Source organism: Arminella tubonensis, from assembly GCF_003240585.1.
Taxonomy (GTDB): domain Bacteria; phylum Pseudomonadota; class Alphaproteobacteria; order Rhizobiales; family Rhizobiaceae; genus Rhizobium; species Rhizobium tubonense.
This window is the reverse complement of sequence record NZ_PCDP01000005.1, coordinates 49,094-72,892: the sequence shown is the minus strand read 5'-3', so window position 1 is coordinate 72,892 and position 23,799 is coordinate 49,094. Positions and strand designations below refer to the sequence as shown.

24 protein-coding genes are annotated in these 23,799 nt (G+C 61.7%); 3 read left to right on the top strand and 21 right to left on the bottom strand.

What is annotated here, in order from left to right; all coding sequences use genetic code 11:
• The first annotated feature begins 34 nt into the window (after nt 1-34).
• Complete coding sequence (polA, locus tag CPY51_RS05190) at nt 35-3,040, top strand: DNA polymerase I (RefSeq protein WP_111159044.1); 3,006 nt, start codon at nt 35-37, stop codon at nt 3,038-3,040.
• A gap of 46 nt (nt 3,041-3,086) precedes the next feature.
• Here the strand turns inward: polA and phnN are convergent, their stop codons facing one another.
• The 14 genes from phnN to phnG form a co-directional block, all read right to left on the bottom strand.
• Entirely contained in the window at nt 3,087-3,698 is a 612-nt protein-coding gene (gene phnN, locus CPY51_RS05185; RefSeq protein WP_244598452.1) for a phosphonate metabolism protein/1,5-bisphosphokinase (PRPP-forming) PhnN, read from the bottom strand.
• Complete coding sequence (locus CPY51_RS05180) at nt 3,698-4,837, bottom strand: alpha-D-ribose 1-methylphosphonate 5-triphosphate diphosphatase (RefSeq protein ID WP_111159042.1); 1,140 nt, start codon at nt 4,835-4,837, stop codon at nt 3,698-3,700. Before CPY51_RS05180 ends, phnN begins: the two co-directional genes overlap by 1 nt.
• A gap of 13 nt (nt 4,838-4,850) precedes the next feature.
• On the bottom strand, nt 4,851-5,546 hold the full coding sequence (locus CPY51_RS05175) for a DUF1045 domain-containing protein (RefSeq protein WP_111159040.1): 696 nt from the start codon (nt 5,544-5,546) through the stop codon (nt 4,851-4,853).
• 125 nt (nt 5,547-5,671) lie between these two features.
• A complete protein-coding gene (gene phnE / locus CPY51_RS05170; protein WP_111159038.1) occupies nt 5,672-7,015 on the bottom strand; it encodes a phosphonate ABC transporter, permease protein PhnE in 1,344 nt (447 codons plus the stop codon).
• Nucleotides 7,016-7,022: 7 nt separating this feature from the next.
• Nucleotides 7,023-7,988 (bottom strand): phosphonate ABC transporter, permease protein PhnE, encoded by a 966-nt coding sequence (gene phnE, locus CPY51_RS05165; RefSeq protein ID WP_111159116.1) that lies wholly within the window; start codon nt 7,986-7,988, stop codon nt 7,023-7,025.
• 84 nt (nt 7,989-8,072) lie between these two features.
• Nucleotides 8,073-8,978, bottom strand: coding sequence for a phosphonate ABC transporter substrate-binding protein (gene phnD, locus CPY51_RS05160; RefSeq protein ID WP_111159036.1), 906 nt, complete (start codon nt 8,976-8,978; stop codon nt 8,073-8,075).
• Between the two features lie 90 nt (nt 8,979-9,068).
• Nucleotides 9,069-9,923, bottom strand: a complete 855-nt coding sequence (gene phnC / locus CPY51_RS05155; RefSeq protein ID WP_195909427.1) for a phosphonate ABC transporter ATP-binding protein — start codon at nt 9,921-9,923, stop codon at nt 9,069-9,071.
• 168 nt (nt 9,924-10,091) lie between these two features.
• The gene (locus CPY51_RS05150) at nt 10,092-10,709 is read right to left on the bottom strand and encodes a DapH/DapD/GlmU-related protein (RefSeq protein WP_111159114.1); all 618 of its coding nucleotides are present in this window, start codon (nt 10,707-10,709) and stop codon (nt 10,092-10,094) included.
• 88 nt (nt 10,710-10,797) lie between these two features.
• Nucleotides 10,798-11,517, bottom strand: coding sequence for a phosphonate C-P lyase system protein PhnL (gene phnL / locus CPY51_RS05145; RefSeq protein WP_111159032.1), 720 nt, complete (start codon nt 11,515-11,517; stop codon nt 10,798-10,800).
• Between the two features lie 24 nt (nt 11,518-11,541).
• The gene (gene phnK, locus CPY51_RS05140; RefSeq protein WP_111159030.1) at nt 11,542-12,318 is read right to left on the bottom strand and encodes a phosphonate C-P lyase system protein PhnK; all 777 of its coding nucleotides are present in this window, start codon (nt 12,316-12,318) and stop codon (nt 11,542-11,544) included.
• Nucleotides 12,315-13,196: an alpha-D-ribose 1-methylphosphonate 5-phosphate C-P-lyase PhnJ gene (locus CPY51_RS05135; RefSeq protein WP_111159028.1), complete on the bottom strand. Its 882-nt coding sequence runs from the start codon at nt 13,194-13,196 to the stop codon at nt 12,315-12,317. The genes phnK and CPY51_RS05135 overlap by 4 nt, the downstream gene beginning before the upstream one ends.
• The gene (locus tag CPY51_RS05130) at nt 13,193-14,302 is read right to left on the bottom strand and encodes a carbon-phosphorus lyase complex subunit (protein ID WP_111159026.1); all 1,110 of its coding nucleotides are present in this window, start codon (nt 14,300-14,302) and stop codon (nt 13,193-13,195) included. Before CPY51_RS05130 ends, CPY51_RS05135 begins: the two co-directional genes overlap by 4 nt.
• 3 nt (nt 14,303-14,305) lie before the next feature.
• Nucleotides 14,306-14,914, bottom strand: a complete 609-nt coding sequence (gene phnH, locus CPY51_RS05125; protein ID WP_111159023.1) for a phosphonate C-P lyase system protein PhnH — start codon at nt 14,912-14,914, stop codon at nt 14,306-14,308.
• Nucleotides 14,911-15,390 carry a phosphonate C-P lyase system protein PhnG gene (gene phnG, locus CPY51_RS05120; protein ID WP_111159112.1) on the bottom strand — a complete coding sequence of 160 codons (480 nt, stop codon included), beginning with the start codon at nt 15,388-15,390 and terminating at the stop codon, nt 14,911-14,913. Before phnG ends, phnH begins: the two co-directional genes overlap by 4 nt.
• A gap of 99 nt (nt 15,391-15,489) precedes the next feature.
• Here phnG and phnF point away from each other — a divergent pair, with 99 nt between their 5' ends.
• Nucleotides 15,490-16,227, top strand: coding sequence for a phosphonate metabolism transcriptional regulator PhnF (gene phnF / locus CPY51_RS05115; RefSeq protein ID WP_111159021.1), 738 nt, complete (start codon nt 15,490-15,492; stop codon nt 16,225-16,227).
• 147 nt (nt 16,228-16,374) lie between these two features.
• Here the strand turns inward: phnF and CPY51_RS05110 are convergent, their stop codons facing one another.
• The 7 genes from CPY51_RS05110 to CPY51_RS05080 form a co-directional block, all read right to left on the bottom strand.
• Nucleotides 16,375-17,010 (bottom strand): 2,3-bisphosphoglycerate-dependent phosphoglycerate mutase, encoded by a 636-nt coding sequence (locus CPY51_RS05110; protein WP_111159019.1) that lies wholly within the window; start codon nt 17,008-17,010, stop codon nt 16,375-16,377.
• Nucleotides 17,011-17,032: 22 nt separating this feature from the next.
• Nucleotides 17,033-17,857, bottom strand: a complete 825-nt coding sequence (gene dapB, locus CPY51_RS05105) for a 4-hydroxy-tetrahydrodipicolinate reductase (protein WP_111159017.1) — start codon at nt 17,855-17,857, stop codon at nt 17,033-17,035.
• A 39-nt stretch (nt 17,858-17,896) separates the two neighbouring features.
• A complete protein-coding gene (locus CPY51_RS05100) occupies nt 17,897-19,687 on the bottom strand; it encodes an ABC transporter ATP-binding protein (RefSeq protein WP_111159016.1) in 1,791 nt (596 codons plus the stop codon).
• Between the two features lie 92 nt (nt 19,688-19,779).
• Nucleotides 19,780-20,805, bottom strand: a complete 1,026-nt coding sequence (locus CPY51_RS05095) for a glucokinase (protein WP_111159014.1) — start codon at nt 20,803-20,805, stop codon at nt 19,780-19,782.
• Between the two features lie 36 nt (nt 20,806-20,841).
• Nucleotides 20,842-21,216 carry a methylglyoxal synthase gene (locus CPY51_RS05090; RefSeq protein ID WP_111159012.1) on the bottom strand — a complete coding sequence of 125 codons (375 nt, stop codon included), beginning with the start codon at nt 21,214-21,216 and terminating at the stop codon, nt 20,842-20,844.
• A 109-nt stretch (nt 21,217-21,325) separates the two neighbouring features.
• Nucleotides 21,326-22,357, bottom strand: a complete 1,032-nt coding sequence (gene mepA, locus CPY51_RS05085; RefSeq protein ID WP_111159010.1) for a penicillin-insensitive murein endopeptidase — start codon at nt 22,355-22,357, stop codon at nt 21,326-21,328.
• 153 nt (nt 22,358-22,510) lie between these two features.
• Nucleotides 22,511-23,080: a hydrolase gene (locus CPY51_RS05080; protein WP_111159008.1), complete on the bottom strand. Its 570-nt coding sequence runs from the start codon at nt 23,078-23,080 to the stop codon at nt 22,511-22,513.
• A gap of 37 nt (nt 23,081-23,117) precedes the next feature.
• Here CPY51_RS05080 and CPY51_RS05075 point away from each other — a divergent pair, with 37 nt between their 5' ends.
• Nucleotides 23,118-23,753 carry a TetR/AcrR family transcriptional regulator gene (locus CPY51_RS05075; protein ID WP_111159006.1) on the top strand — a complete coding sequence of 212 codons (636 nt, stop codon included), beginning with the start codon at nt 23,118-23,120 and terminating at the stop codon, nt 23,751-23,753.
• The last annotated feature ends 46 nt before the right edge of the window (nt 23,754-23,799 follow it).

Below are 23,799 nucleotides of genomic sequence, written 5' to 3'. Positions count from 1 at the left end.
ACCTTTCGATCGCGCCGCGCTATCCATTCTCCCCATGAAAAATGGTGATCATCTCTTTCTTGTCGACGGGTCTGGGTTCATCTTCCGGGCCTTCCACGCCTTGCCGCCGCTGACGCGCAAATCCGATGGCTTGCCTGTCGGCGCCGTTTCAGGCTTCTGCAATATGCTCTGGAAGCTGTTGACTTCGGCCCGCGACACCTCGGTTGGCGTGACCCCCACGCACTTCGCGGTCATCTTCGATTATTCGTCGAAAACCTTCCGCAAGGATATCTACGACGCCTACAAGGCGAACCGCTCGGCCCCGCCTGAAGAGTTGATCCCGCAGTTCGGCCTGATCCGGGAGGCGACCCGCGCCTTCAACCTTCCTTGCATCGAGACGGAAGGCTTCGAGGCGGACGACATCATCGCCACCTACGCCCGGCTGGCGGAAGCGACCGGCGCCGACGTCACCATCATCTCGTCCGACAAGGACCTGATGCAGCTCGTAACGTCGACCGTTCATATGTACGACAGCATGAAAGACAAGCAGATCGGCATTCCCGATGTCATCGAGAAATGGGGCGTGCCACCGGAAAAGATGATCGATCTGCAGGCCATGACCGGCGACTCGGTCGACAATGTACCGGGCATTCCGGGCATCGGCCCGAAAACGGCGGCCCAGCTTCTCGAAGAATTCGGCGATCTCGACACGCTTCTCGCCCGCGCCGGCGAGATCAAGCAGGAGAAACGCCGCGAAAACATCATCGCCAATGCCGATCTGGCGCGCCTGTCGCGACAGCTGGTGGCGTTGCGCACCGACGTGCCGCTCGACATGGAGCTGGATGCGCTCGTGCTTGAAAAGCAGGACGGTCCGAAGCTGGTCGGCTTCCTGAAGACCATGGAGTTCACCACATTGACGCGCCGCGTCGCCGAGGCCTGCGAATGCGATGCCGCCGCGATCGAGCCTGCCTATGTCAAGGTCGAATGGGGCAGCACCGCCCACGGTCCCGACCTTGACGTCGGCGAGGCTGGAGGTCTGGTTGCCGGTGCGCCGGCTGATCTTGAGGGCCCCGCCGTATCCGTCCCGGACAAGAAGAAATTCCGGAATGCTAGTGAGGACGCCTCGGAACCCGGCGAACTGGTGAAATCGAGATCGGCCGCCTTCACCGCCCTGCCGATCGACCATTCGACCTATGTGACGATCCGCGATCTCAAGACGCTCGACGCCTGGATTGCCGACGCCCGCGAGACCGGCCTCGTCGCCTTCGATACGGAAACCACGTCGCTCGACGCCATGCAGGCCGAACTCGTCGGCTTTTCGCTGGCGCTTGCGGATAATTCGCGTGATCCATCCGGAACCGCTATCCGCGCAGCCTACGTGCCACTCGGCCACAAGACCGGCGTCGGCGACCTGCTCGGCGGCGGACCGGCCGAAAACCAGATCCCGATGCGCGACGCCCTGCAGCGCCTGAAAGACCTGCTGGAGGACAGCTCGATCCTCAAGGTCGCGCAGAACATGAAATACGACTACCTGCTGATGAAGCGCTACAAAATCGAGATCAAGGGCTTCGACGACACGATGCTGATGTCCTACGTGCTTGATGGCGGCGCCAACGCAACGCATGGCATGGACGGTCTCTCGGAACGCTGGCTCGGCCACAAGCCGATCGCCTACAAGGACGTTGCCGGCAGCGGCAAATCCAATGTCGGCTTCGATCTCGTCGATATCGACAAGGCGACTGCCTACGCGGCGGAGGACGCCGACGTGACGCTCCGGCTCTGGATGGTGCTGAAGCCTCGCCTGGCAGCCGCAAAGCTGTCGCGGGTCTATGAGCGGCTGGAGCGCCCGCTGGTGCCCGTGCTGGCCAACATGGAGGAGCGCGGCATCACCGTCGATAGGCAAATCCTGTCGCGGCTTTCCGGGGAACTGGCGCAGGGCGCTGCTGCTCTGGAGGATGATATCTACAAGCTTGCCGGCGAACGCTTCAACATCGGCTCGCCCAAGCAGCTCGGAGATATCCTGTTCGGCAAGATGGGGCTGGCCGGCGGCAGCAAGACCAAGACCGGGCAATGGTCGACCTCGGCGCAGGTGCTGGAAGACCTCGCTGCGGCCGGGTTCGACCTGCCCCGCAGGATCGTCGACTGGCGCCAGCTGACGAAGCTGAAGTCCACCTATACCGATGCGCTTCCGGGCTATGTCCACCCTGAGACCAAGCGGGTCCACACGTCCTATTCCATGGCGTCGACCTCGACCGGGCGTTTGTCGTCCTCGGAACCGAACCTGCAGAACATACCGGTGCGCACCGCCGAGGGCCGCAAGATCCGCACGGCCTTCGTTTCGACGCCGGGCCACAAGCTGATTTCCGCCGACTACAGCCAGATCGAGCTGCGGGTGTTGGCGCATGTCGCCGAGATACCGCAGTTGAAGCAGGCTTTCTCCGACGGCGTCGACATCCACGCCATGACGGCATCGGAGATGTTCGGCGTTCCGGTCGAAGGCATGCCCGGCGAAGTCCGCCGCCGCGCCAAGGCGATCAATTTCGGCATCATCTATGGCATTTCCGCCTTCGGCCTTGCCAACCAGCTATCCATCGAACGCTCGGAAGCCGGCGACTACATCAAGAAATACTTCGAGCGCTTCCCCGGCATCCGTGACTACATGGAGAGCACCAAGGCGTTCGCCCGCGACAAGGGTTACGTCGAGACCATCTTCGGTCGGCGGGCTCACTATCCCGAAATCCGCTCGTCCAATCCCTCGGTGCGGGCCTTCAACGAGCGTGCCGCGATCAACGCACCGATCCAGGGCTCGGCTGCCGACGTCATTCGCCGGGCCATGATCCAGATCGAACCCGCTCTGCAAAAGGCGGGGCTAGGCGAGCGCGTCCGAATGCTGCTTCAGGTGCACGACGAGTTGATTTTCGAGGTTGAGGGCAGCGATGTCGAGCGAACCACGCCAATCATCGTCTCTATCATGGAAAACGCTGCGATGCCTGCCGTCGACATGTCCGTGCCGCTGAAGGTCGACGCCCGCGCCGCAACCAATTGGGACGAGGCCCACTGATACCTGTCGGCCAAACGCGCGAAACGGCATCGATACGCGACGTGCTCTAGCGGCTGCAGCCCTGCCGGGCGATGATCGCGTCGAGCGCTTCGACGACGGCACGGGAAGCCTCCGCCAGCGCGCCGCTATTGTCGATGTCGATGACGTCGTAACGCCCTTTTATGACCGGCGTTTCTCGCGCCAGCCTCTTCAGGATATCGTCCCGGGTCTCACGTCCGCGCGCTTGCAGCCGTTCCGCCAGCACATCAGGTCGAGCGGTGACGTTGATCACCGTCATCCGGGGAAAGACCGCAGCGAAGCGATCGAGCACCGAACGCGAGCCGTTCGCGATCACAAGACGGCCCTTGGCAAGTTCTTCCAGGACCGATGCCGGGATGCCGTACTTCAGCCCGTGCGCGCTCCACCAGACCGCAAAGCTCGCCGCCCGCTGCATCGCGTCGAAATCGTTTTCCGAAACGCTCCGGTGATCTTCCCCACCGGCGTCGACATTGCGGGTGATGACACGGCGGACGAAGTGAACATCAGCGCTTCCGGCAAAATGCCTTGCGGCAAGTGCCATCAGAGTGTCCTTGCCAGCGCCGCTCGGACCTACGACGACAACCATCGTTCCCGCCGCAACACGTCCATCCTTAGCCGGCTTTGCCTCGACTTCAGACATTAGGCCACGCGCCGCCCTTCGCGCCAGACCGAGCGCGTGACCGGAACGCCGTGGTCGCGGCGGACGCGAACCAGGTCGGCGCGCAGGCCAAGCGCGATCCGCCCCCGGTCGTCGAGGCTGACCGTGCGGGCCGGCGTCGACGTCACCATGGCGATGGCTCGCGGCAACGAAATGCTTTCGACCTCGTCGGCGATGATGAACGGCGCGTGCAGCAGGCTAAGCGGCACGTAGTCGGATGAAAGGACGTCGAGCACACCCATTTCCGCCAGGTCCCGGGCGGCGATATTGCCGGAATGCGACTTGCCGCGCACGATGTTCGGCGCCCCCATGAGAACGCTCATGCCGGCGCCGTGCGATGCCTTCGCGGCATCGACGCTCGTCGGGAATTCTGCCAACCGCACGCCGTAGGCGATCGCCTCGTCGACATGCTCCATCGTCGCGTCGTCATGGCTCGCCATCGTGATGCCGCGCTCAGTGCAGACCTTGGAAATGGCATCGCGGTGCGGCGTCGCGTATTTCGCCGAATCCTCCTGGCGCTTGGCGACGAAGCGGGCGAAGACCTCGTCGCTGAGGCCGCGCTTCTTCTGGTAGTAGAAGATGTACTGCTCCATCGTCTGGAACTGACGCTGCCCCGGCGCATGGTCCATCAGCGACACGAGACGGACGAACGGATCCTGTTTGAAGTCTTCGAAGTGCTCGAGCACATTGTCCGACGACACCTCGCAGCGCAGGTGGATGAGGTGGTCGGCACGCAACCTGTCTTCCCGTTGCGCGGACTGGATCGCGTCGGCCATGTCGCGCATCTCGCCGCGCTCGAAGCCGCCATCCTCGTCGGAGCCCATTCGCAGGCAATCGAAGACGGTGGTGATGCCCGACGTGACGATCTGCGCGTCGTGTGCCTGGATCGCTGCCGTCTTGTTCCAGCGAACGCCGGGTCGGGGCGAGTAATGCTGCTCCAGATGGTCCGTGTGAAGCTCGACCAGGCCGGGCAGCAGGTAGTCGCCCTCCATATCTTCGCCGACCGTCGAGTTCCCTTCGGAAATGTCGGCGATCTTGCCGTCACGCATCAGGACCGAACCGGAGACGATGTCGTCCTCGAGGATGATACGGGCGTTCGAAAGGACGGTCTCTTTGGTCATGTCAGAAAGTCTTTCAGCTTGGAGCGCCGCCGAGCGGCAGCCAGGAACGGACGATAAAAGGAGCGCCGCGCGTCTCCTCGACGAATATGGCAAGGCCGGAAACGGAAAGCGGTCGCCCGATATGAGCGGCGAACGTTTCACGAAGGACCGCGCTGATCGCAGACTGCCGCTCTGCCTCGACCGGCCCGGTCAGCGTCATGTGGAAGCGGAACTCATCCATGACATAGGGATAGCCCCATCGCAACAGATTGGCGCGGTGCGCTTCGGTCAGTTCCTCCGGCTTTCGGCGAGCGATGTCGGACGCGGTAAGTGCCGCGCGCAGCGGCTCGAAGGCCCGCACGACGCTGGCCGAGAAATCCTGAAGTTCGGAATAGAGATTGGCAGGCACCAGGGCGAAAAAATGACCGAGTTGGCCGAGCACCAGTTCGGATATCGAGAAAGGTGCCGCGCGCGCCGCAAAATCGCCGGCGATCTCAATGAGATCGTTCTCGGTGACCGACGCGGCAAGTTCGAAAGGTGCCTTCAGTGTCGCGTGAAATCCATAGCGGCGCGGATCCGCGGTCACGGCATGCTGCTCTTCCGCGTTGACTTCGCCATAGGACGATGCCGCGAACGTCTCGCCCGTATAGGCGTCCCGGCCGAGCCAGCGGCTGGCCAATCCGTTGAGGGGATCGTCTTTCGGTGGCGTAAAATAGAGAGCGTAGCGCAAGGCGAATCCTTGGGGGGTAGTGGGGGTGCCGCACAGTGCCGCGATTTTCCGGCCGGCGGCAAGACTGGCCCTGCGCTAAAAGATTTCCATGACAGAATGATGATGAAAAACGCTGGGGTGTGCCTTTATTGCGGGTTTTGCGTTCCCATGAGGCGCGTCCGCAACGCATTGGAAGCGGCGTCGAACAGGATGACGACAGCCAGCGTCAAAAGCACCATGTAGGCGACGTTCTCCCAGTTCTTGTTGGTGCGCATCGCCTCCCAGAGCTTTAGCCCGATGCCACCCGCGCCGACGGCACCGATGATGGTCGCCCCGCGGACGTTGGACTCCCATTGATACAGCGTCTGGCTGACGATGATCGGCACGATCTGCGGCATGATGCCGTAGCGTTGCACCAGCATCTCGGGCGCCCCGGTCGACTTGATACCTTCGCGCGGCTTGTCGTCGATGTTCTCCAGTACCTCCGAATAGATCTTTCCAAGCGTACCCGTCTCGGTAAAGAAGATCGCGGCACTGCCCGCAAGCGGTCCGGGGCCGAAGGCGCGGGTAAAGAACAGCGCCCAGATCAGCATGTCCATCGAGCGGAGGAAATCGAAGAACCGTTTGAAGATGTGGTTGACGATGCGGCTGGAGGTGATGTTGCGGGCGGCAAGAAAGGCCAGCGGAAAACTGACGATGGCGCCCAGAAGCGTACCGAGGAAAGCCATGACGACGGTCTGCAGCAGCTTCGTCAATACGTCGCCATGTTGCCAGGTATTGTTGTTCCAGAAGTCCTGAAAGGCCAGCGACCAGTTCGATTGTCCGGCGACCAGTTGCGGCCCGCTGACCAAAAGCGTCGCGACCTCAAGCGGTGATTTCTGGAAGAACTTTGACTGGGTATCGAAGATGAAGTTGGGCCAGCCGAGGAACCTCTTGCGGATCTTGACGCGATCGTTGTCGATGCTGACGTCGCCGGCAAAGCCGAGATTGGCAAGCACATTGTCGTCATAGACGGTCATCCAGGCGGGGACTGGCCCGAGTACCTTCGGCTGGCCGCTTGAAAGCGATACCGCGACGCTCTGGCCGTGAGCAACGACGGTAACCTCCGATTTGGAGATCGTGACCGTTTTACTCTCGCCGGCGACTTCGACCTTCACTGTGCCATCGCCGCGCTGCAGTACCCAATCGGGATGCGGATCATCGCCCAGCGGTGAAAAGCGCGGATAGTGAATGCTGATATCGCTATCGGAAAGCCGAAACTCCGGCTGCACGTCGTAGCTGATCCACTGGCTGAGAAAGATGCCGACACGCTCCCAATGCGCTTCGGCCATAAGCTTCGGCAGGTCGAAGAACCAGACCGAGTAGATGCCGTAGAGAAGCAGCGCGATCAGTGTCAGCAGCGAGCCGAAACGCTTGACTAGCGGTGGGTTGAACGCTTCCGGGAAGCGCTCCTCGATGGATGCGGCATGGCTCGCGACGGTCAGCGTCATGACGTCCTCAATGTTGCAGCAGGAAGGCGTGGTCGCCCACGAGCCGTCGTCTCAGCCAGGCGGAGAACTGGTCGACGGCAAGGATGGTGATGAACAGCAGCAGGATCAGCGCCAGCGTCTTGGCCCCGAAACCGCGCGAGATCGAAAGCTTCAGTTCCTCGCCGATGCCGCCGCCGCCGACCGCGCCGATAATGGTCGAAGCGCGGACGTTGATCTCCACGCGCAGCAGCGCATAGGACATGAAATTCGGCAGGACCTGGGGAAGTGCTGCAAACCGGACGCGCTCGCTCCAGCTGGCGCCGACCGATTTGACCCCCTCGTCAGCCTTCATGTCGACATTTTCGACCGTCTCGTAAAACAGCTTGCCAAGCGCGCCGATCGAGTGGAGGCCGACAGCGATGATGGCCGAGACCGGCCCGATCGAGATGATGGCGGCAAAAAGCCCGGCGATCACGATCTCCGGAAAGGCGCGGAGGATTTCCATGAACCGCTTGACGACGATCCGCAGCGGCTTGGACGGCGTCAGGTTTCGTGACGCGATGAAGGAAAGCGGCACCGCAAAGATGAAGCCGATGATCGTCGAGACCAGCGCCACGTTGAAAGTGATGAGCATCAGCTCGAAATATTCGGGGATATAGAAACCGCCCCAGATATAGTGGCGGCCAAGCGCGAAATTATATTCCTCGCCACCGGTGCCCGGGTCGTTCGGGCTCGGCAGATCGAAAAGCGCACGCCAGACGTCGCCCCAGTTCTTCGGGATCAGCCAGCTTAGAAAGTCGAACAGATGCGGCAATCGCTCGAAGAAATGGCCGGCATTGCTCTCATTAGCGAACTGGACGGAGGAGATGAACGCCGCAAGCAGCACGATCAGGCCGAAGATCGTGTAGATCCGTCGCCGGGCGACCTGCCTGCTCCACGCGTCGCCGATCTCATGGGCGCTAGGTAGTTGCGGATGAAGATCGGCAATGGTCATGGATGGTTTACGCTCGTCCGTGAAACTGAAAATGCCAGACAGAAAAAGGGCGGCCGGCAAAACCGACCGCCCTCGATTATGAGATCAACCGCCGATGGCGTTCTTGCGAACGTCGATGATGGCGTTGTAGAAATCAGGCTTCACCGGAACATAGCCCTTGAAGTCGCCGCCTTCGACAGCGTCGAAGCACTTCTTGTCAGTGGTCGGCAGCTTGGTGAAGAAGTCGGCCAGCTTTGTCTGCCATTCGGCGCCGAGCGCGGTGCGCACGACCAGCGGGCCGTTCGGGATCAGCGGCGAACGCCAGACTTCGACGAGCTTGTTCGGGTCGACGGCGCCCTTGTCGACTTCCTTGCGGAACGTGCCGGACGTGAAGCCATCCTTGAAATTGCCGATGCCGGAGGAATCGTCGACAGCGACGTCGACCTTGCCGTCATAAGCTGCAAGCAGGTTGTTCTCGTGACCGCCGTTGAACTGGGTCGCTCCGAAGAACTTGTCGTTCGGCACGCCGGTGGTCTTCGGGATCTGCGTCAGCGGAACGAGATAGCCCGAGGTGCTGTCCGGGTCGGCGTAGCCGAGCTTCTTGCCCTTGGCGTCCATGATCGTCTTGATACCGGAAGACTTCAGCGCGAGGCCGATCGAATAATAGCCGGTCGAACCGTCCTTCTGCTCTGTCGTCAGGATCGGGGTTACGGCCTTCGGGTCCTTGATGTAGGTGGCGGCATAACCGGAAGCACCGAGCTCGGCGAAGTCGAGAGTGCCGCCGAGAAGACCCTGGATAACGCCGTCATAGTCGGCGGCGGGGAACAGCGATACCTTTTCGAAACCGAAGGTCTGCTTGAGGTGATCGGCAAGGCACGCATAGTTGCGCAGGCGGTCGGCTTCGTTCTCGCCACCGAGGATGCCGACGCGGAATTCCTTTAGATCGGCGGCAGATGCCGAGCCGACGAGCGCAAGAAGCGCCGCGGCTGCAAGAAGGGTCTTCTTCAACATGGGTTCGTCTCCTGATTAGCCGGTTTCCCCGGCTGTGTTCGGTCTGAAGAGATGTGCCCTTGACGCGGGCTGTCGATCCCGGTCTCTCCCTCAGAGACCGGCGAGTGCCAGCGGTTGCACGCCGGCAGATGCTTGTGCCGCGACGGACGCGGGAAGATCGGAGGTATTGATGCTGGTCGAGGTCATCGTCTCGTCGATGCCGGCGCCGTCCTTGTCGGTGCCGTAGATCGCGTTGACCGCCTCGGCTGTCAGCCTCGAAGGCGCACCATCGAAAACAACGCGACCGGCCGCCATGCCGATGATCCGCTCACAATAATTCCGTGCCGTGTCCAGCGTATGAAGGTTGGTGATGACGGTGATCCCGTCGCGCTCGTTGATGTCGCGCAACGCATCCATGACGATCTTTGCGTTCAGCGGGTCGAGCGAGGCGATCGGCTCGTCCGCAAGCAGCATCTTCGGCTTCTGCATCAGCGCACGGGCAATTGCCACACGCTGCTGTTGGCCGCCCGAAAGCGTACCCGCCATCTGCATCGCAGTCTGCTCGATGCCGAGGCGCTCCAGCGCCATGATGGCGTCGATCCGCTCCTCGCGGGTGAAGACGCTGAGCAGGCTCAAAGTGGTCGAGCGATGGTTCAGCCGGCCGAGCATGACATTCGTCAGCACATCGAGGCGCGGCACGAGGTTGAACTGCTGGAAGATCATCGCGCAATCACGCTGCCAGTTGCGCAGTGCCTTGCCGCGCAGCGCCGAGACTTCCGTGCCGGCAAAATGGATCGAGCCTGAAGACGGCACCGCGAGATGGTTGATCATCCGCAGCAGCGTGGATTTTCCGGCACCTGATCGGCCGATAATGCCGACCATCTGGCCTTGGGGAATGTCCAGCGTCACAGAATCGACAGCGAGTTTGCTTCCGAATTTGCGCGTCACATTCCTCAGTTCGAACATCATGCTCTTCCTCAGTAAATTGACCCAGCGTCTGAGTAGGCATTAGTCCTGCTTCGTGAAGCTCAAATGTCACTTTTGTGTAAGAGCTGTCACAAAGGGCCTCTCCACCGTCACAAAAGCGTTGCTTAAAGTAGACGGTGATCATCAATGCGAGGGCGCGAACACGCCTCAAGCGTCGTAGCGCGACAGGAAGTCCTCGGCCGAGAGTGCGCGAAAATCGGCAAGGGCGGTGCGCAGCCGGTCATGTTCCCAGTCCCACCAGGAGAGCCTGTCCATGCGCTCGCCGATTTCCCTCGGAAAGCGTTCGCGGATGAGCTTCGCAGGGACGCCACCGACGATCGTGTAGGGAGCAACATCCTTGGATACGACGGCGCCGGCACCGATCACCGCCCCGTTGCCGACGGTGACGCCGGGAAGAACCGTCGCCCCATGACCGATCCAGACGTCATTGCCGATGACAACGCGATGGTCGCGGCGCCAGGCGAAGAAATCCGTCTCCATATCGGCATCCGGCCAATAGTCGGTGGCACGATAGGTGAAATGATGAAGCGTCGCGCGCCAGGTCGGATGGTTGGTGGCGTTTATGCGCACTGCAGCGGCGATGTTGACGAACTTGCCGATCGTCGTGCACCAGATGCCGCCGTCCTGCATGACATAGGAATAGTCGCCGATCTCGACTTCGTCGATGCGGCAACGCTCGGACACCTCGGTGTAGCGGCCAAGCGTCGAATTGCTGACGCGCGCTGTCGGATCGATATAGGGCTGCTCGCCAAGTTGTCTGGTCATGATGGGCCTTTCGGACATGGGTTCTCGACGATGGCATCGGCTTCGGCCGACATCATGCGAAAGATTGGACAGGGTGGACGATGCGGTCTTAGGCGCCGACGGCGACGCGCGATGTTCTCGGAGAAAATTCGCTGACGTCGAGGATGCGGTCGGCGACGGCCTCGCGAACTTCCTCGTCGTGGAAAATCCCGAGCAATGCGACGCCGGCCCTCTTCTTGGCCTCGATCAGTTCGACCACGACCTTGCGATTGGTAGCATCGAGCGACGCAGTCGGCTCGTCGAGCAGCAGGATCGCATGGTCGGTGATGAAGCCGCGAGCAATGTTGACGCGCTGTTGTTCGCCGCCCGAAAACGTCGCCGGCGGCAATTGCCAGAGTTCCTCGGGCAGGTTGAGCCGGGACAGGAGCTCGGCGGCCTTGTCGCGGGCAAAGACCGGGGTCTCGCCGCGGGCCAGAAGCGGCTCAGCCACCACGTCGATGGCCGCGACGCGCGGCACCGTGCGCAGGAACTGGCTGACATAACCCATCGTGTGGCGACGCACGTCGATGACGGTGCGCGGATCGGCGGTCGCGAGATCGACGATGCGCCCCTTGTGGTTGACAAGGATCTGGCCGCCGTCGACGGCATAGTTGCCGTAGGTCATCTTTAGCAGCGAACTCTTGCCGATGCCGGAGGGACCTCCAAGCACGACGCACTCGCCGCTCGCAACGGAGAAGGAAACATCGGCGACAACGGGCAGGCGAATGCCGTCGCGCAAATGCATGATGAAGCTCTTGAAGACTTCGGAAACGACGAGGGGCGTTGCCATGGCTTTTGTTCCCTTTTGTCCGTCTCAGACTTGCAGGATCGAGGAGACGAGAAGCTGCGTGTAAGGTTCGCGCGGATCGTCGAGCACCCGGTCTGTCAGACCATGCTCGATCACCAGCCCGTCCTTCATCACCATCATCCGGTGCGACAGCAGACGGGCGACCGCAAGATCATGGGTGACGACGATCGCCGATAAACCCAGATCCTGGACGAGGCCGCGGAAAAGATCGAGCAGGCGGGCCTGCACCGAAACATCGAGGCCGCCGGTCGGCTCGTCCATGAAGACCAGGCGTGGTGCGGTCACAAGATTGCGGGCGATCTGAAGGCGTTGGCGCATGCCGCCGGAAAAGGCGCGCGGCTGGTCGTCGATGCGGTCGGCATCGATTTCGACGCGATCGAGCCAGTCGATCGCCGTCGCACGAATATTGCCATAGTGCCGGTCGCCGATCGCCATCAGCCGCTCGCCGACATTGGCGCCGGCCGACACAGTCATGCGCAGTCCGTCCGCAGGGTTCTGGTGGACAAATCCCCAGTCGGTGCGCATCAGGAACCGCCGTTCCGCCTCGCTCATGCGGAACAGGTCGCGATAGTTGCCGTCGCGCATATGGTATTCGATGCTGCCGGTGGTCGGCATCAATCGTGTCGAGATGCAGTTCAGCAAAGTCGTCTTGCCCGAACCGGATTCGCCGACGATGGCCAGCACTTCGCCCGGCCAGAGATCGAAGGAAACGTTGCGGCAACCCGTGCGGCTGCCGTAGAATTTCGAAATGTCCTTGACCCTCAGGAGTGGCGTCTCGCTCATTCCGCAGCCTCCTTGTTCTCGGCCAGCAGATGGCCGACATGGCCATGCGCGCGGCGATCCTCGCAGTGATCGGTGTCGGAGCAGACGAACATCCGCCCGCCCTTGTCGTCGAGAATGACTTCGTCGAGATAGACGTCTTCGGCGCCGCAGAGCGCGCAGGGCTTGTCGAAATGCTGGATCGTGAAAGGATGATCTTCGAAATCGAGGCTCACCACTTCGGTATAGGGAGGCACGGCATAGATCCGCTTCTCGCGCCCCGCGCCGAAGAGCTGCAGCGCATCCGACATGTGCATTTTCGGATTGTCGAATTTCGGCGTCGGCGACGGATCCATCACGTAACGGCCCTGCACCTTGACCGGATAATCATAGGTCGTGGCGATATGGCCGTTGCGCGCGATGTCCTCGTAGAGCTTCACATGCATGAGGCCGTATTCCTCAAGCGCGTGCATCTTTCTGGTCTCCGTCTCGCGCGGTTCGAGGAAGCGCAGCGGCTCCGGCGTCGGCACCTGGTAGACCAGCACCTGATTGGCCGCGAGCTTTTGCTCCGGTATCCTGTGGCGCGTCTGGATGATCGTCGCTTCGCCCGTACGCGTCGTCACCGCAACATTGGCGACCTTCTGGAAGAACGCGCGGATCGAGACGGCATTGGTCGTGTCGTCCGCCCCCTGGTCGATGACCTTGAGTACGTCCTTCGGCCCGATGATCGAGGCTGTTACCTGCACGCCGCCCGTTCCCCAGCCGTAGGGCATAGGCATCTCGCGCGAGGCGAACGGTACCTGGTAACCGGGAATGGCGATCGCCTTCAGAATCGCGCGGCGGATCATCCGCTTGGTCTGTTCGTCGAGATAGGCGAAATTATAGGATGCGAGTTCGCTCATTCGGCAGCCTCCGGCATGGGTTCCTTGCCGCCCCTGCGGGCAGCATCGAATTCGCGGCGCATGCGACGGACCAGATCGAGCTCGGCCTGAAAGTCGACATAGTGCGGCAGCTTCAGATGTTCGACGAAGCCGGTCGACTGCACGTTGTCTGAATGCGAGATCACGAATTCCTCGTCCTGCGATGGCGCGGTGATATCTTCGCCGAGCTCCTCGGCGCGCAATGCCCGGTCGACCAGCGACATCGCCATCGCCTTGCGTTCGCTCTGGCCGAAGACCAGGCCATAGCCGCGGGTAAACTGCGGCGGCGCCTTGGCGGACCCCTTGAACTGATTGACCATCTGGCATTCGGTGACCTGTATGGTCCCGAGCGACACTGCAAAACCGAGTTCCGGCACGTCGAATTCGACCTCGACCTCGCCGATGCGGATTTCGCCGGTGAAGGGATGGTTCCGGCCGTAGCCGCGCTGTGTCGAATAACCGAGAGCCAGCAGAAAACCCTCGTCGCCGCGGGCAAGCGCCTGAAGCCTGAGATCGCGCGCCATTGGAAATTCCATCGGCTCGCGGGTCAGGTCGCCGGTCTCATGGTCGACCGGAAGGTCGCCGTCGGCCTCGATTAGGCCTTCCTCGGCAAGAATCTCGGAAACGCGCATGACACGGCCCTCTTCGGCCGGCTTTTGCGCCCCTTCCTCGACGGCCTCGTCGGTCAGCAGCGACGGGTCGAGCAGACGGTGGGTATAGTCGAAGGTCGGTCCAAGAAGCTGGCCGCCGGGCAGATCCTTGTAGGTCGCGGAAATGCGCCGCTCGATCTTCATGTCAGAGGTGTCGAGCGGGTTGGAATAGCCGAAGCGTGGCAGTGTCGTGCGATAGGCGCGCAGCAGGAAGATCGCCTCGATCATGTCGCCGCGCGACTGGCGGACGGCGAGAGCTGCGAGCGTGCGGTCGTAAAGCGATGCCTCGGCCATGACGCGGTCGACGGCGAGCGCCAACTGTTCGACGATCTGCTCGATGCCGATGGCAGGCAATGAGCGGTCGCCGCGACGGCGGTCGGCAAGCAGCCGGTGGGCATTTGCGATAGCGGCTTCGCCACCCTTGACGGCAACATACATGGGTCACATCTCCGTTGCGGTGATTTTGGTCGTGCGCGGCAGGCAGACGAAACGCCGGCCGGCCGTCAGGATGACGTCGACGCCCCTGGGGAAGATCGCGCGATTGTCGCTCCACAGCCTCTGGAAAGTCTCGGGCAACCCGACGGGTGCGATCATCTGGATGGTCTTGATACCAGGGCCGCTCAGCGCCAGTTCCTTGCCGCCGTCGAGAGCTGCGATCTCGAGTATCAACGTCACCGAGCGATCCGGATATTCCTGGCTTCCGAGCGAAAACTGATTGAACGACGACAACATCGCGCTCGCCTCGAAGAAGGCGAACCGGGCTTCGAGCTTGTCAGTCGTCATCGGCGCGCCGGAGTGAAATCCGAGCCATGCCGGCGCCGAGGACTTGGCGAGATTGGCCGATAGCCAGACCGGCGTGTCGTGGTCGCAGAGTGTCAGGCCAAGTGCGCCGGCAGCGGCTCCAAGCGGTGCCGGTGGCGAGATCTCCAGATCGACGGTCTGGACAGTACCCGGCCGCGCCATTCCGTCCATCGCCGCCTTGAAGACGCTCTGAGCGTTGAAAACGGGCTCTTGAAAGCCGCCGACGAGAGCTTCGGTGTTCAGATTCATTTGTCTTCTCCGCGAACCATGGTGAAGAAATCGACGCGGGTTGCCGCAGTCTCAACGGCCTTCTTGGCATCTGCCGCCGCGATGCGTTCCGCAACCGGCGCAAGGATCGTCCGCTCGACGAAATCCTTCGTGCCCGGCTCCTGCCACAGCGCATCGAAGATAGCCGCCAGCCGCGACCTCTGCTTGTCGGTACCGAGCGCATGCCCGTGGCCAACCTTGCCGGAGGCGAGCCGTACGGTCGTCCGTGTCACCGTCACCTCACCGAGATTGAAGGGCGAGCCGCCGCCGCCGATACGACCGCGCACCATGACAAGCCCGGTTTCGGGTCCGCGAACGGGTTGCGCCACCGGCTTTTCGGTAAGTGCTTCCCACGCCGCGTCAAGCTCTTCCCGCTCCGCTCGGGCCAGCAAGTCGGTCACGCGCTTGCGTTCACGCATTTCCATCGCTGCGACCTCGTGCCTCTGTGCTGAATTCATCGCCCGGTCCTCTAAATGTCTATTGATATAGACAACCATACAATATAGTCTTATCCATAGTGATGGCAGATGACAAGCGTGTGACGCAGTTGGGGCAGGATGGTCGGACAGAAGCAGATACAGCGTCAAACCGGTGTCGCCTTGTGGCGGCAGATTGCCGACCGCATTCGTGCGTCGATCAATCACGGGGATTTTGACGGAACGGGCATGGTACCGGCGGAGACGGTGTTGGCGCTGCAGTTCGGCGTCAACCGGCACACGGTCAGAAGTGCGCTTGCCGCATTGGGCCAGGAAGGTGTCGTCCGCGCCGTGCAGGGTCGCGGAACCTTGATCGAGCGCAAGGAAAAGCTGAATTTCCCCATCTCGAAACGCACCCGCTTTTCGCAAGGTATCGGCGATCAGGTGCGTGAAGCGCGTGGCTTGCTTCTGGATTTGGCAGAGGAACCGGCGAGCGCCGAGGTGGCGCGGTGGCTGAAGCTGCGGGAGGGCACCAATGTCATCCGCTTCGAGACGATCGGGACAGCGGACAAGCGACCGGTCTCGCGTGCCACAAGCTGGTTTCCGGCCGATCGCTTTGCCGGCATCGGCGAGGCCTACAGAAAGGCCGGTTCGATTACCAAGGCTTTTCGGGAAATGGGCTTGCCGGATTATGTCAGGGCGACGACCGAGATCACCGCCATGCACGCCGATGCGGCCGACATTGCCGATCTTGAATTGTCACCGGGCGCGATCGCGTTGGTGACCCGCGCCATGAACACCGACCTCGCGGGCGTGCCGGTCCAATACGCCATCACCCGCTTCGCTGCCGACAGGGTTCAGTTCACGATAGAGAATTGAATTTTATAGGGAGGGTGGGCTGTTTGAGCCGGGAACAAGTGCGCCGCATCTCCCCACTCGTGGGGGAGATGGCGAAGCTGACAGAGGGCGACGGCCAGACGAGATTTGCATGACTCGCATGGCGCACACCGCTCACTCGCAAACCCCTCAATGCGCCGCGGACATGTCCCCGAGCACTTCCTTGGACGCAACCGTCGAGTCCGCTTTGAGCTTGTAGACCATGGGAACGCCGGTCGCGAGGTTGAGCGCGAGGATCTGTTCCTTGCTCAGACGGTCGAGAACCATGACGAGCGAACGCAGCGAGTTTCCGTGGGCCGCGACCAGGACCTTCTGACCGGCGAGCACGCGCGGCAGGATCTCCGTCAGGTAATATGGCCAGACGCGGGCGCCGGTGTCGCGGAGGCTTTCGCCGCCAGGAGGCGGGATGTCGTAGGAGCGGCGCCAGATGTGGACCTGTTCCTCGCCCCACTTGGCACGGGCATCGTCCTTGTTCAGGCCAGAAAGGTCGCCGTAGTCACGCTCGTTGAGCGCCTGGTCGCGGATCGTCTCGAGGCCCGGCTGGCCGACATTGTCGAGAATGATCTTGCAGGTATCCTGCGCTCGCTTCAGGTCCGATGTGAAGGCGATGTCGAACTTGATGCCGTAGTCGGCAAGCGCCTTGCCGCCGGTATTGGCTTCCTCGATCCCAAGTTCGGTGAGATCGGGGTTTTTCCAGCCGGTAAACAGGTTCTTCAGGTTCCAGTCGCTCTGGCCATGGCGAACGAGGACGAGAGTACCGCTCATGAAATATTCCTCCGTAGTGGGATCAATGTGAAGAGAGCCCGAGCACGTCGAGCATGGAATAAAGACCGGGCTTCTTGCCGCGCGCCCAGAGCGCCGCCTTGATGGCGCCGCGTGCGAAGATCGAGCGGTCGCCGGCGCTATGGGACAGCGTCACCTGTTCGCCTTCGCCGGCAAGGATAACTGAATGCTCTCCGACCACCGAGCCGCCGCGCAGCGTTGCAAAGCCTATGGAACCCGTTGGCCGTGCGCCGGTATGGCCGTTGCGGACACGCACCGAGTTTTCAGTGAGATCAATGCCGCGCCCGGCCGCTGCGGCCTTGCCGAGCAACAGAGCGGTCCCGGACGGTGCGTCGACCTTGTGCTTGTGGTGCATTTCGAGGATTTCGATATCCCAGTCGTCAGGCGACAGAGCCCGTGCAGCCTGCCCGACCAGGGCGCTCAGCAAATTGACGCCTAGGCTCATATTGCCCGATTTGACGATGCGGGCGTGGCGCGCCGCCGCCTCGATCTTTGCCTCGTCCTCAACTGAACATCCCGTCGTCCCGGTAACATGGACGATACGCGCCTGTGCCGCGAGCCCGGCAAAGGCAACGGTGCTGGCGGGTCTGGTGAAATCGATGACACCCTCGGCATGCAGAAAAGCTGAGAGCGGATCGTCGGTGATCGGGATGCCGTTCTGACCGAGACCGGAAATCTCGCCGGCGTCCTTGCCGACAAAGAGAGAGCCGGGGCTGGCGATTGCGGCATGCAGCGTTGCGCCCTCGGTCGAATGGATGGCGCGGATCAGCGCCTGACCCATCCGGCCTGCAGCCCCTACCACCACCAGCTTCATCGCATTGTCGCTCATGTCGTCCGTCTACCGTCTCGTTTCAGGCTGCCGTGGCTATCAGCCGTGGCTGGATGCTGCCGGCCGCTGCAGGTTGTTGAGGCGAGCGTAGAGGCCGTCGCGAGCGACCGCAAGCGTCTCGTGATTGCCTTCTTCGACAACACGACCCTGCTGCATGACGACGATCTTGTCGGCTCTGACAACAGTCGACAGCCGGTGCGCTATCACGACGACGGTGCGACCGCTCATGGCCTCGTCAAGCGCCTTTTGCACAGCTGCTTCCGATTCCGTATCCAACGCCGAAGTCGCCTCGTCGAGAAGCAGGATCGGCGCGTTGCGTACCAGCGCGCGCGCGATCGAGACGCGCTGGCGTTGCCCGCCGGATAGCGTCACGCCGTTTTCGCCGACGGCCGTGTCATATCCCTGGGGCTGCGCAACGATGAAATCATGCGCATATGCCAGCCGGGCTGCTTCCTCGACCTCTGCATCGGTCGCCTCCGGGCGGCCGTAGCGGATGTTGTCGCGGATCGTGCCTTCGAAGAGATACGGCTGCTGCGATACATAGGCCAGATGCCGGCGTAGCGAATGCTTGGTGATGTGGCTGATATCTTGCCCGTCGATGAGGATCTGCCCCTCGAGCGGATCGTAGAACCTTGGGATCAGGCTGATTACGGTCGACTTGCCGGCACCCGACGGGCCAACAAGCGCCGTGGTCTGTCCACCTTCGGCGATGAAGTCGACACGGTTAAGCACCGCTTCGCCCTGCGCATAGGCGAATGTCACGCCCTTGAACTCGATCTTCGCCTCGGTGACGACAAGTTCCTTGGCGTCGGGAAGGTCCCGCTGACGGGGCTCCATATCGAGAATATCGTAGATCATCCGCGCGTTGACGACGGCACGCTCCATCTGCACCTGCAGCCGGGCGAGCCGGCGGGCGGGGTCGTAAGCGAGCAACAGGGCGGTGACGAAAGAGAAGAAGGCGCCCGGCGGGACATTCTGATAGATCGACCGGTACGCGGCGTAGGCAAGCACGCTGGCAATGGCAAAACCGGCAAAGCTGTCCGTCAGCGGTGCCGTTCGCTCTGAAAGGCGCGCAATCCGGTTGGCCCGGCCCTCGGCGGCCGTGATCAGCTTGTTGATCTTGCGATCGAGCTCCTCTTCCATCGTGAAGGCTTTGACGATGGCAATGCCCTGGATCGTTTCCTGCATCGCGCCAAGAACATGGCTGTTGAGGTTGATCGATTCACGCGTGGCAGCGCGCAGGCGCTTGGAGACATAGCGAAGCGCGTATAACAGTGGCGGCGCCAGCACCAGCACGGCAAGGCTCAGCAACGGATCCTGAATGACCATCACGCCGATCAACGTCACGAAGGTCAGAAGATCGCGCACCGTCGAGGTGATCGTCAGGTTGAGAACGTCGCGGATACCGCCGACGTTCTGGCTGACCTGCGCTGCAATATGAGCAGAGCGCGCTTCGTTGAAATAGCCGACGGAGAGCGACATCAGGTGCGTGTAGAGGCGCCGCTGGTAGCGGGCAACAATATTGTTGCCGATCTTCGAGAGCGCCACTGCCTGGCCGTAACTGGCAAAGCCGCGAAGCATGAAAGCGACGAAAATCGACAGACAGATGATCACGACCATGCTGGCGCGTCGATTGACGAAGGCTTCGTCGATGACCGATCGCATGATCCAGGCGGTGAACCCGGTAGAAAGCGAGACCACGACGAGGCAGGCGATTGCGAATGCATAGCCCCTGATATGGTCGCGGCCGTTTTCGGCGATGATCCGCTTCAGGATACCCGTGATGGTCTCTGTGTTGACGCTAACTTTTTTGCTGTCGGGCGATTTCAAAAATCGGCTTCCTGTCTCAAACCAAGCGAGCCGCTGTTGGCATGGGCTTTCGCGGCTCTATAAAGAGTTCGGACCGGTTTGGCTAGCGCGGTTCAGCGCCGCCAGCGCCGGCCTTCCGTCGCTACGCCGAAATTCTGCGGCATGCGCGCATAGGACGATAATCCCTCGAGCGCTGCGAGCGGATGGGTGACGACATAGGTCGGGATCGCGCGCATCATTGCGGAGTGAGGCGCCTTGTCTTCGAAGGCGGCGCGGAACTCCGGCTTCTTCAGCGCCGGGATGATCTTCTGCGAGATGCCGCCGGAAAGATAGACGCCGCCGCGGGCCATGAACAGCAGCGCGACGTCGCCGGCCAGCCGGCCGAGATAGGTGACGAAAAGCGATACCGTCTCCTCGGCAAGCTTGTCGGTGCCAGCGAGCCCGTGCGTGGTGATATCGGCGGGCTCCTTCAACGTCGGCTGGACGCCGTCGACCTTGCAGAGCGCATGATAAAGGTTCTGCAGGCCACGCCCGCAAAGGATTTGTTCCGCCGAGATCCGGCCTTCGATGGCCTCGAGATGCGGCCAGATCTGCAGGTCGCGCTCGCTGCGCGGGCCAAGGTCGATGTGGCCGCCTTCGCCCGGTATCGGAATCCAGGCGTGCTGGGCATGGACAAGACCGGCAACCCCGAGACCGGTGCCGGGTCCAAGCACGGCGCGTGATGCGACAACGGTTTCGAGTTCCGGCCCGATGGCCTCGCGGGCGTCGCCGGAAAGAGTGGCCACCGCCAGCGCTTGTGCCTCGAAATCGTTGATGATGAGCACGTCTTCGAAACCAAGGTCACTGATCATCGTCTTCGGCCGGACGACCCAGTGCGAATTTGTCAGAGGGATTTCGTCACCGTTGATCGGACCGGCAATGGCGAGCACGGCGGAGCGCGGACGCACGGAAGTCTTGTCGAGCACGCCCTGCTTGATGGCGTCGTCTATTGTCTTGAAGTCTGCAGCATGCAGATTGGGAAATTGCTTCGGCTCGGCATACGCATCGACGAGGACGGAGAAACGAGCATTCGTTCCGCCGATGTCGCCCATCAGGATAGGAAAGGGCAGGGGGGCTTCGCTGTTATTGAGCTTTGGCATGGCCGGTTCCGTGTCTGCCGCCGAGGCGGATTGGTCTCAAAGTGTGGTGATCAGTCGTTCGGCGGTCGCTTCGTTGAGCGCCATTGGAATATCGTAGACGATGGCAAGCCGCATCAGCGCCTTCACGTCGACATCATGCGGCATTGGCGTCAACGGGTCGACATAGAAAATCAGCACGTCGATCTCGCCTGTGGCGATCAAGGCCCCGATCTGCTGATCGCCGCCGAGTGGTCCACTTTTCAACCGGGTAACATCGAGATCCGGACAGACAGCGAGGACGCGGCCGCCGGTTGTCCCGGTTGCAACGATGCGGAACTTAGCCAGGATATGCTGGTTCCGGCGAGCGAAATCCGCCATCGCGTCTTTCTTCTCGTCATGCGCGATCAGCGCAACGCATTTGCCGCCAGCCATGGAATATCGACTCCGCCCGAGGTATTAAATCGATTTGACAGCCTTCTATAGCAAGCCATTGCGGTTTGAAAGATAGGCGGACACGAGGTCCCGCCTGTTTTATTAGCCCCTACTGCTCTGTTGCCGGCAGCGAATCGTCGGGCTCGGCACCTGAAATCGGCTGAGCCGGCACAGCTCCAGCCTTGCCGCCGAGCGTCGCAGCTTTCACGGACGTGATCGATGGAGCGCTCAGCACTGCCTTGCAGGCCTGCGGCAGGTCGGAGACCATGACCTCGCGCGGCTTTACCGGTTTGACGCCGGGCTTCGGTATCGGCTTTGCCCATGGTTCCTGGGTGAACCACCAGGCAAGCGTCTTGTCGCAGCCGTCGCCGGCCGCAACCGGCGCCTGAGGCGTGCACCCGATCGAACCGACAGGGCAGCGGATGCGAATGTGGAAATGCGAGTCATGACCATATTCCGGGCGCAGCTTGCCAAGATTGCTGCGGTCGCCGGTCCAGGTATCGCACATCTTCTTCTTGATCGCGGGATTGACGAAAATGCGCTCGACCTGGGGATAGCTCGCGGCGCGCATCAAGAGCCTGGCGCGCGCGTCGGTCCAGACATTCGGATCAATGGTCAGGAACGCGTTCTTCTGCAGCATCGATGTGAAGGGCATGCTCTCGCGCTCCGCCGGCGTCAGTGTCCGTTTCGGCATCGGCGTCAGCCAGACATCGGCATCCAGCCCGATCTGATGCGAGGCGTGACCGTTGGACATCGGCCCGCCGCGCGGCTGGGAGATGTCGCCGACAAGGATACCCGGCCAGCCGTCAAATTTGGCCGCATCCTGAGACAGGCGTTCGAGCAGCGCGATCATTTCCGGCCGCCCCCAGCGTCGATTTCGCGATGGGCGCATCGCTTCCCAGGTCGGTCCGTCCGCTGGCAGAGCGACCGCGCCTGAAAGGCAACCCTTGGCATAGAAGCCGATCGATTGCGGTGGTCCCTGCGTCGGCAAGGTCACTGCGCCGAAGATCGCCTTGGCGCTGCCGGGCGTCGGAGCCGCCTGCTGCGCTGCGACGTCGCCGGCGATAAGCCCCGCGCCGATGCTTGCGGCAAAGGCAAGGCTAGTGAGAGTGCGAAAGGTTCGAGCCAGACGGAAATTCATGCCATTCCCTAAAAATGCTGCCGGCGGCGGCCGAAGTGATTTGCGATCGAATCTACCGTGAAATCGAATAAGGGTGAATCGATGTTTTTTGCCGCCGGCGTTTAGAATGGCATCCCGGCCCGACGGCTTTCTTCGATCGGGCCGGGATTAGGCTCAATTCGTCAGAATGTCGTCAGTCTTTCGTGTGCGCGAAAGACGCGGAAAAATCCGGGTGAGAGCAAAATCATGCATCTCCGGAGTGAATGTCGCACAGGCGTCTTCTGCGACGATGACAGCGTAATTGCGCGCGTAGGCATCGCGCACCGTCGATTCGACCCCGAAATTTGTGGCAATGCCGGTCAGGATGATGGTCTTGATGCCGCGCCGGCGAAGCTGCAGATCGAGCTCGGTGCCGTAGAAGGCGCTCCAATGACGCTTGAGAATTCTGAAGTCAGGGGTGATCGCCGCGATTTCGGCCGGCTCCGCCATCGCTGCGGCCGGCAGCCCGCCTTCGGGAAAGACGGTGGTTTCGTCGACAGGCTGGTTGACAGCGTCGGCATAGTCTGCGGAGAATCCGACCGTGACGAAAACGACGGTTCCCCCGTCGGCTTTCAGCTTCCGGGCGATGGCAGCCGTATTGTCGACGACCTGCTGTGCGGAATGGGGTGCGAGCGGCCGGCTGAGAACTAGGCCTTGAAGGTCGATGGAGATGAGCGCGGTGGTCTTTGGATCATAGAGAGACATGAAAAGGCTCCGGGAATAACATGAGGATATCCTCACAATGCAGAATATGAGGGAATCCTCGCAAAAATCAAGTGCCGAGCCGCAGACACGTGCGCCCAAGCGTCAGCGGGGCCACGATCGCGTTGCAATTCTTTTGGAAGCGGCGGCGAAAACCTTCTGTGAAAAGGGCTACGATGGCGCGACGATGACCGAGATCGCGGCGGAGGCGCGTTCCTCGATCGGGTCGCTCTATCAGTTCTTTCCGACGAAACCGCTATTGGCAGAAGCGCTGCATGTCGAGCGGCTGGAGCGGCTGAAAGGCGTTCTGCGGGAACTCGAGGAACGGATGGACGGCCATTCCGCGGCCGATATCGGCGAAGCGATTTTCGACAGGTTGGGTGCGTTCATCGAAGAGTTTCCGGAATTTGCCGTTCTCGCCGGCCGGCGCGACATTCCCAAGGAACGGAAGACCCGCTCGCGGGCGGAGCTGAAGGCCCTGATCGCCGCCATCCTGGCGCGCGCCAATCCGCCGGTCACTGGCGAGATCGTGCTCCTGTCTTCGATCATTCTCGAACTGCTGCGGATCGCGGTCGCGGCGGCAACCGATCCTGATGCGCTCGAGGACCAGCAATTGATCAGGGAATTGCGCCAGATGCTGCGCAAGCGGCTGGATGAAGCGTCGACGCGAGGCTGATCGAACTTCGCAGCTGCGCAAAGATCGGTTTGGATGATCTATTTTT

Coding starts and splice junctions, on each gene's coding strand:
- phnL (WP_111159032.1), bottom strand. CDS start 11,517: ATGGCAACGCCCCTCGTCGTTTCCGAAGTCTTCAAGAGCTTCATCATG.
- phnK (WP_111159030.1), bottom strand. CDS start 12,318: ATGAGCGAGACGCCACTCCTGAGGGTCAAGGACATTTCGAAATTCTAC.
- CPY51_RS05180 (WP_111159042.1), bottom strand. CDS start 4,837: ATGACCAAAGAGACCGTCCTTTCGAACGCCCGTATCATCCTCGAGGAC.
- phnC (WP_195909427.1), bottom strand. CDS start 9,923: ATGTTCGAACTGAGGAATGTGACGCGCAAATTCGGAAGCAAACTCGCT.
- phnE (WP_111159038.1), bottom strand. CDS start 7,015: ATGACGCTGACCGTCGCGAGCCATGCCGCATCCATCGAGGAGCGCTTC.
- CPY51_RS05150 (WP_111159114.1), bottom strand. CDS start 10,709: ATGACCAGACAACTTGGCGAGCAGCCCTATATCGATCCGACAGCGCGC.
- CPY51_RS05130 (WP_111159026.1), bottom strand. CDS start 14,302: ATGTATGTTGCCGTCAAGGGTGGCGAAGCCGCTATCGCAAATGCCCAC.
- phnH (WP_111159023.1), bottom strand. CDS start 14,914: ATGAATCTGAACACCGAAGCTCTCGTCGGCGGCTTTCAAGAGCCCGTT.
- phnD (WP_111159036.1), bottom strand. CDS start 8,978: ATGTTGAAGAAGACCCTTCTTGCAGCCGCGGCGCTTCTTGCGCTCGTC.
- phnF (WP_111159021.1), top strand. CDS start 15,490: ATGGTCGGACAGAAGCAGATACAGCGTCAAACCGGTGTCGCCTTGTGG.
- polA (WP_111159044.1), top strand. CDS start 35: ATGAAAAATGGTGATCATCTCTTTCTTGTCGACGGGTCTGGGTTCATC.
- CPY51_RS05090 (WP_111159012.1), bottom strand. CDS start 21,216: ATGGCTGGCGGCAAATGCGTTGCGCTGATCGCGCATGACGAGAAGAAA.
- phnE (WP_111159116.1), bottom strand. CDS start 7,988: ATGACCATTGCCGATCTTCATCCGCAACTACCTAGCGCCCATGAGATC.
- CPY51_RS05075 (WP_111159006.1), top strand. CDS start 23,118: ATGCAGAATATGAGGGAATCCTCGCAAAAATCAAGTGCCGAGCCGCAG.
- CPY51_RS05135 (WP_111159028.1), bottom strand. CDS start 13,196: ATGAGCGAACTCGCATCCTATAATTTCGCCTATCTCGACGAACAGACC.
- phnN (WP_244598452.1), bottom strand. CDS start 3,698: ATGTCTGAAGTCGAGGCAAAGCCGGCTAAGGATGGACGTGTTGCGGCG.
- CPY51_RS05095 (WP_111159014.1), bottom strand. CDS start 20,805: ATGCCAAAGCTCAATAACAGCGAAGCCCCCCTGCCCTTTCCTATCCTG.
- dapB (WP_111159017.1), bottom strand. CDS start 17,857: ATGAGCGACAATGCGATGAAGCTGGTGGTGGTAGGGGCTGCAGGCCGG.
- phnG (WP_111159112.1), bottom strand. CDS start 15,390: ATGAATTCAGCACAGAGGCACGAGGTCGCAGCGATGGAAATGCGTGAA.
- CPY51_RS05080 (WP_111159008.1), bottom strand. CDS start 23,080: ATGTCTCTCTATGATCCAAAGACCACCGCGCTCATCTCCATCGACCTT.
- CPY51_RS05110 (WP_111159019.1), bottom strand. CDS start 17,010: ATGAGCGGTACTCTCGTCCTCGTTCGCCATGGCCAGAGCGACTGGAAC.
- mepA (WP_111159010.1), bottom strand. CDS start 22,357: ATGAATTTCCGTCTGGCTCGAACCTTTCGCACTCTCACTAGCCTTGCC.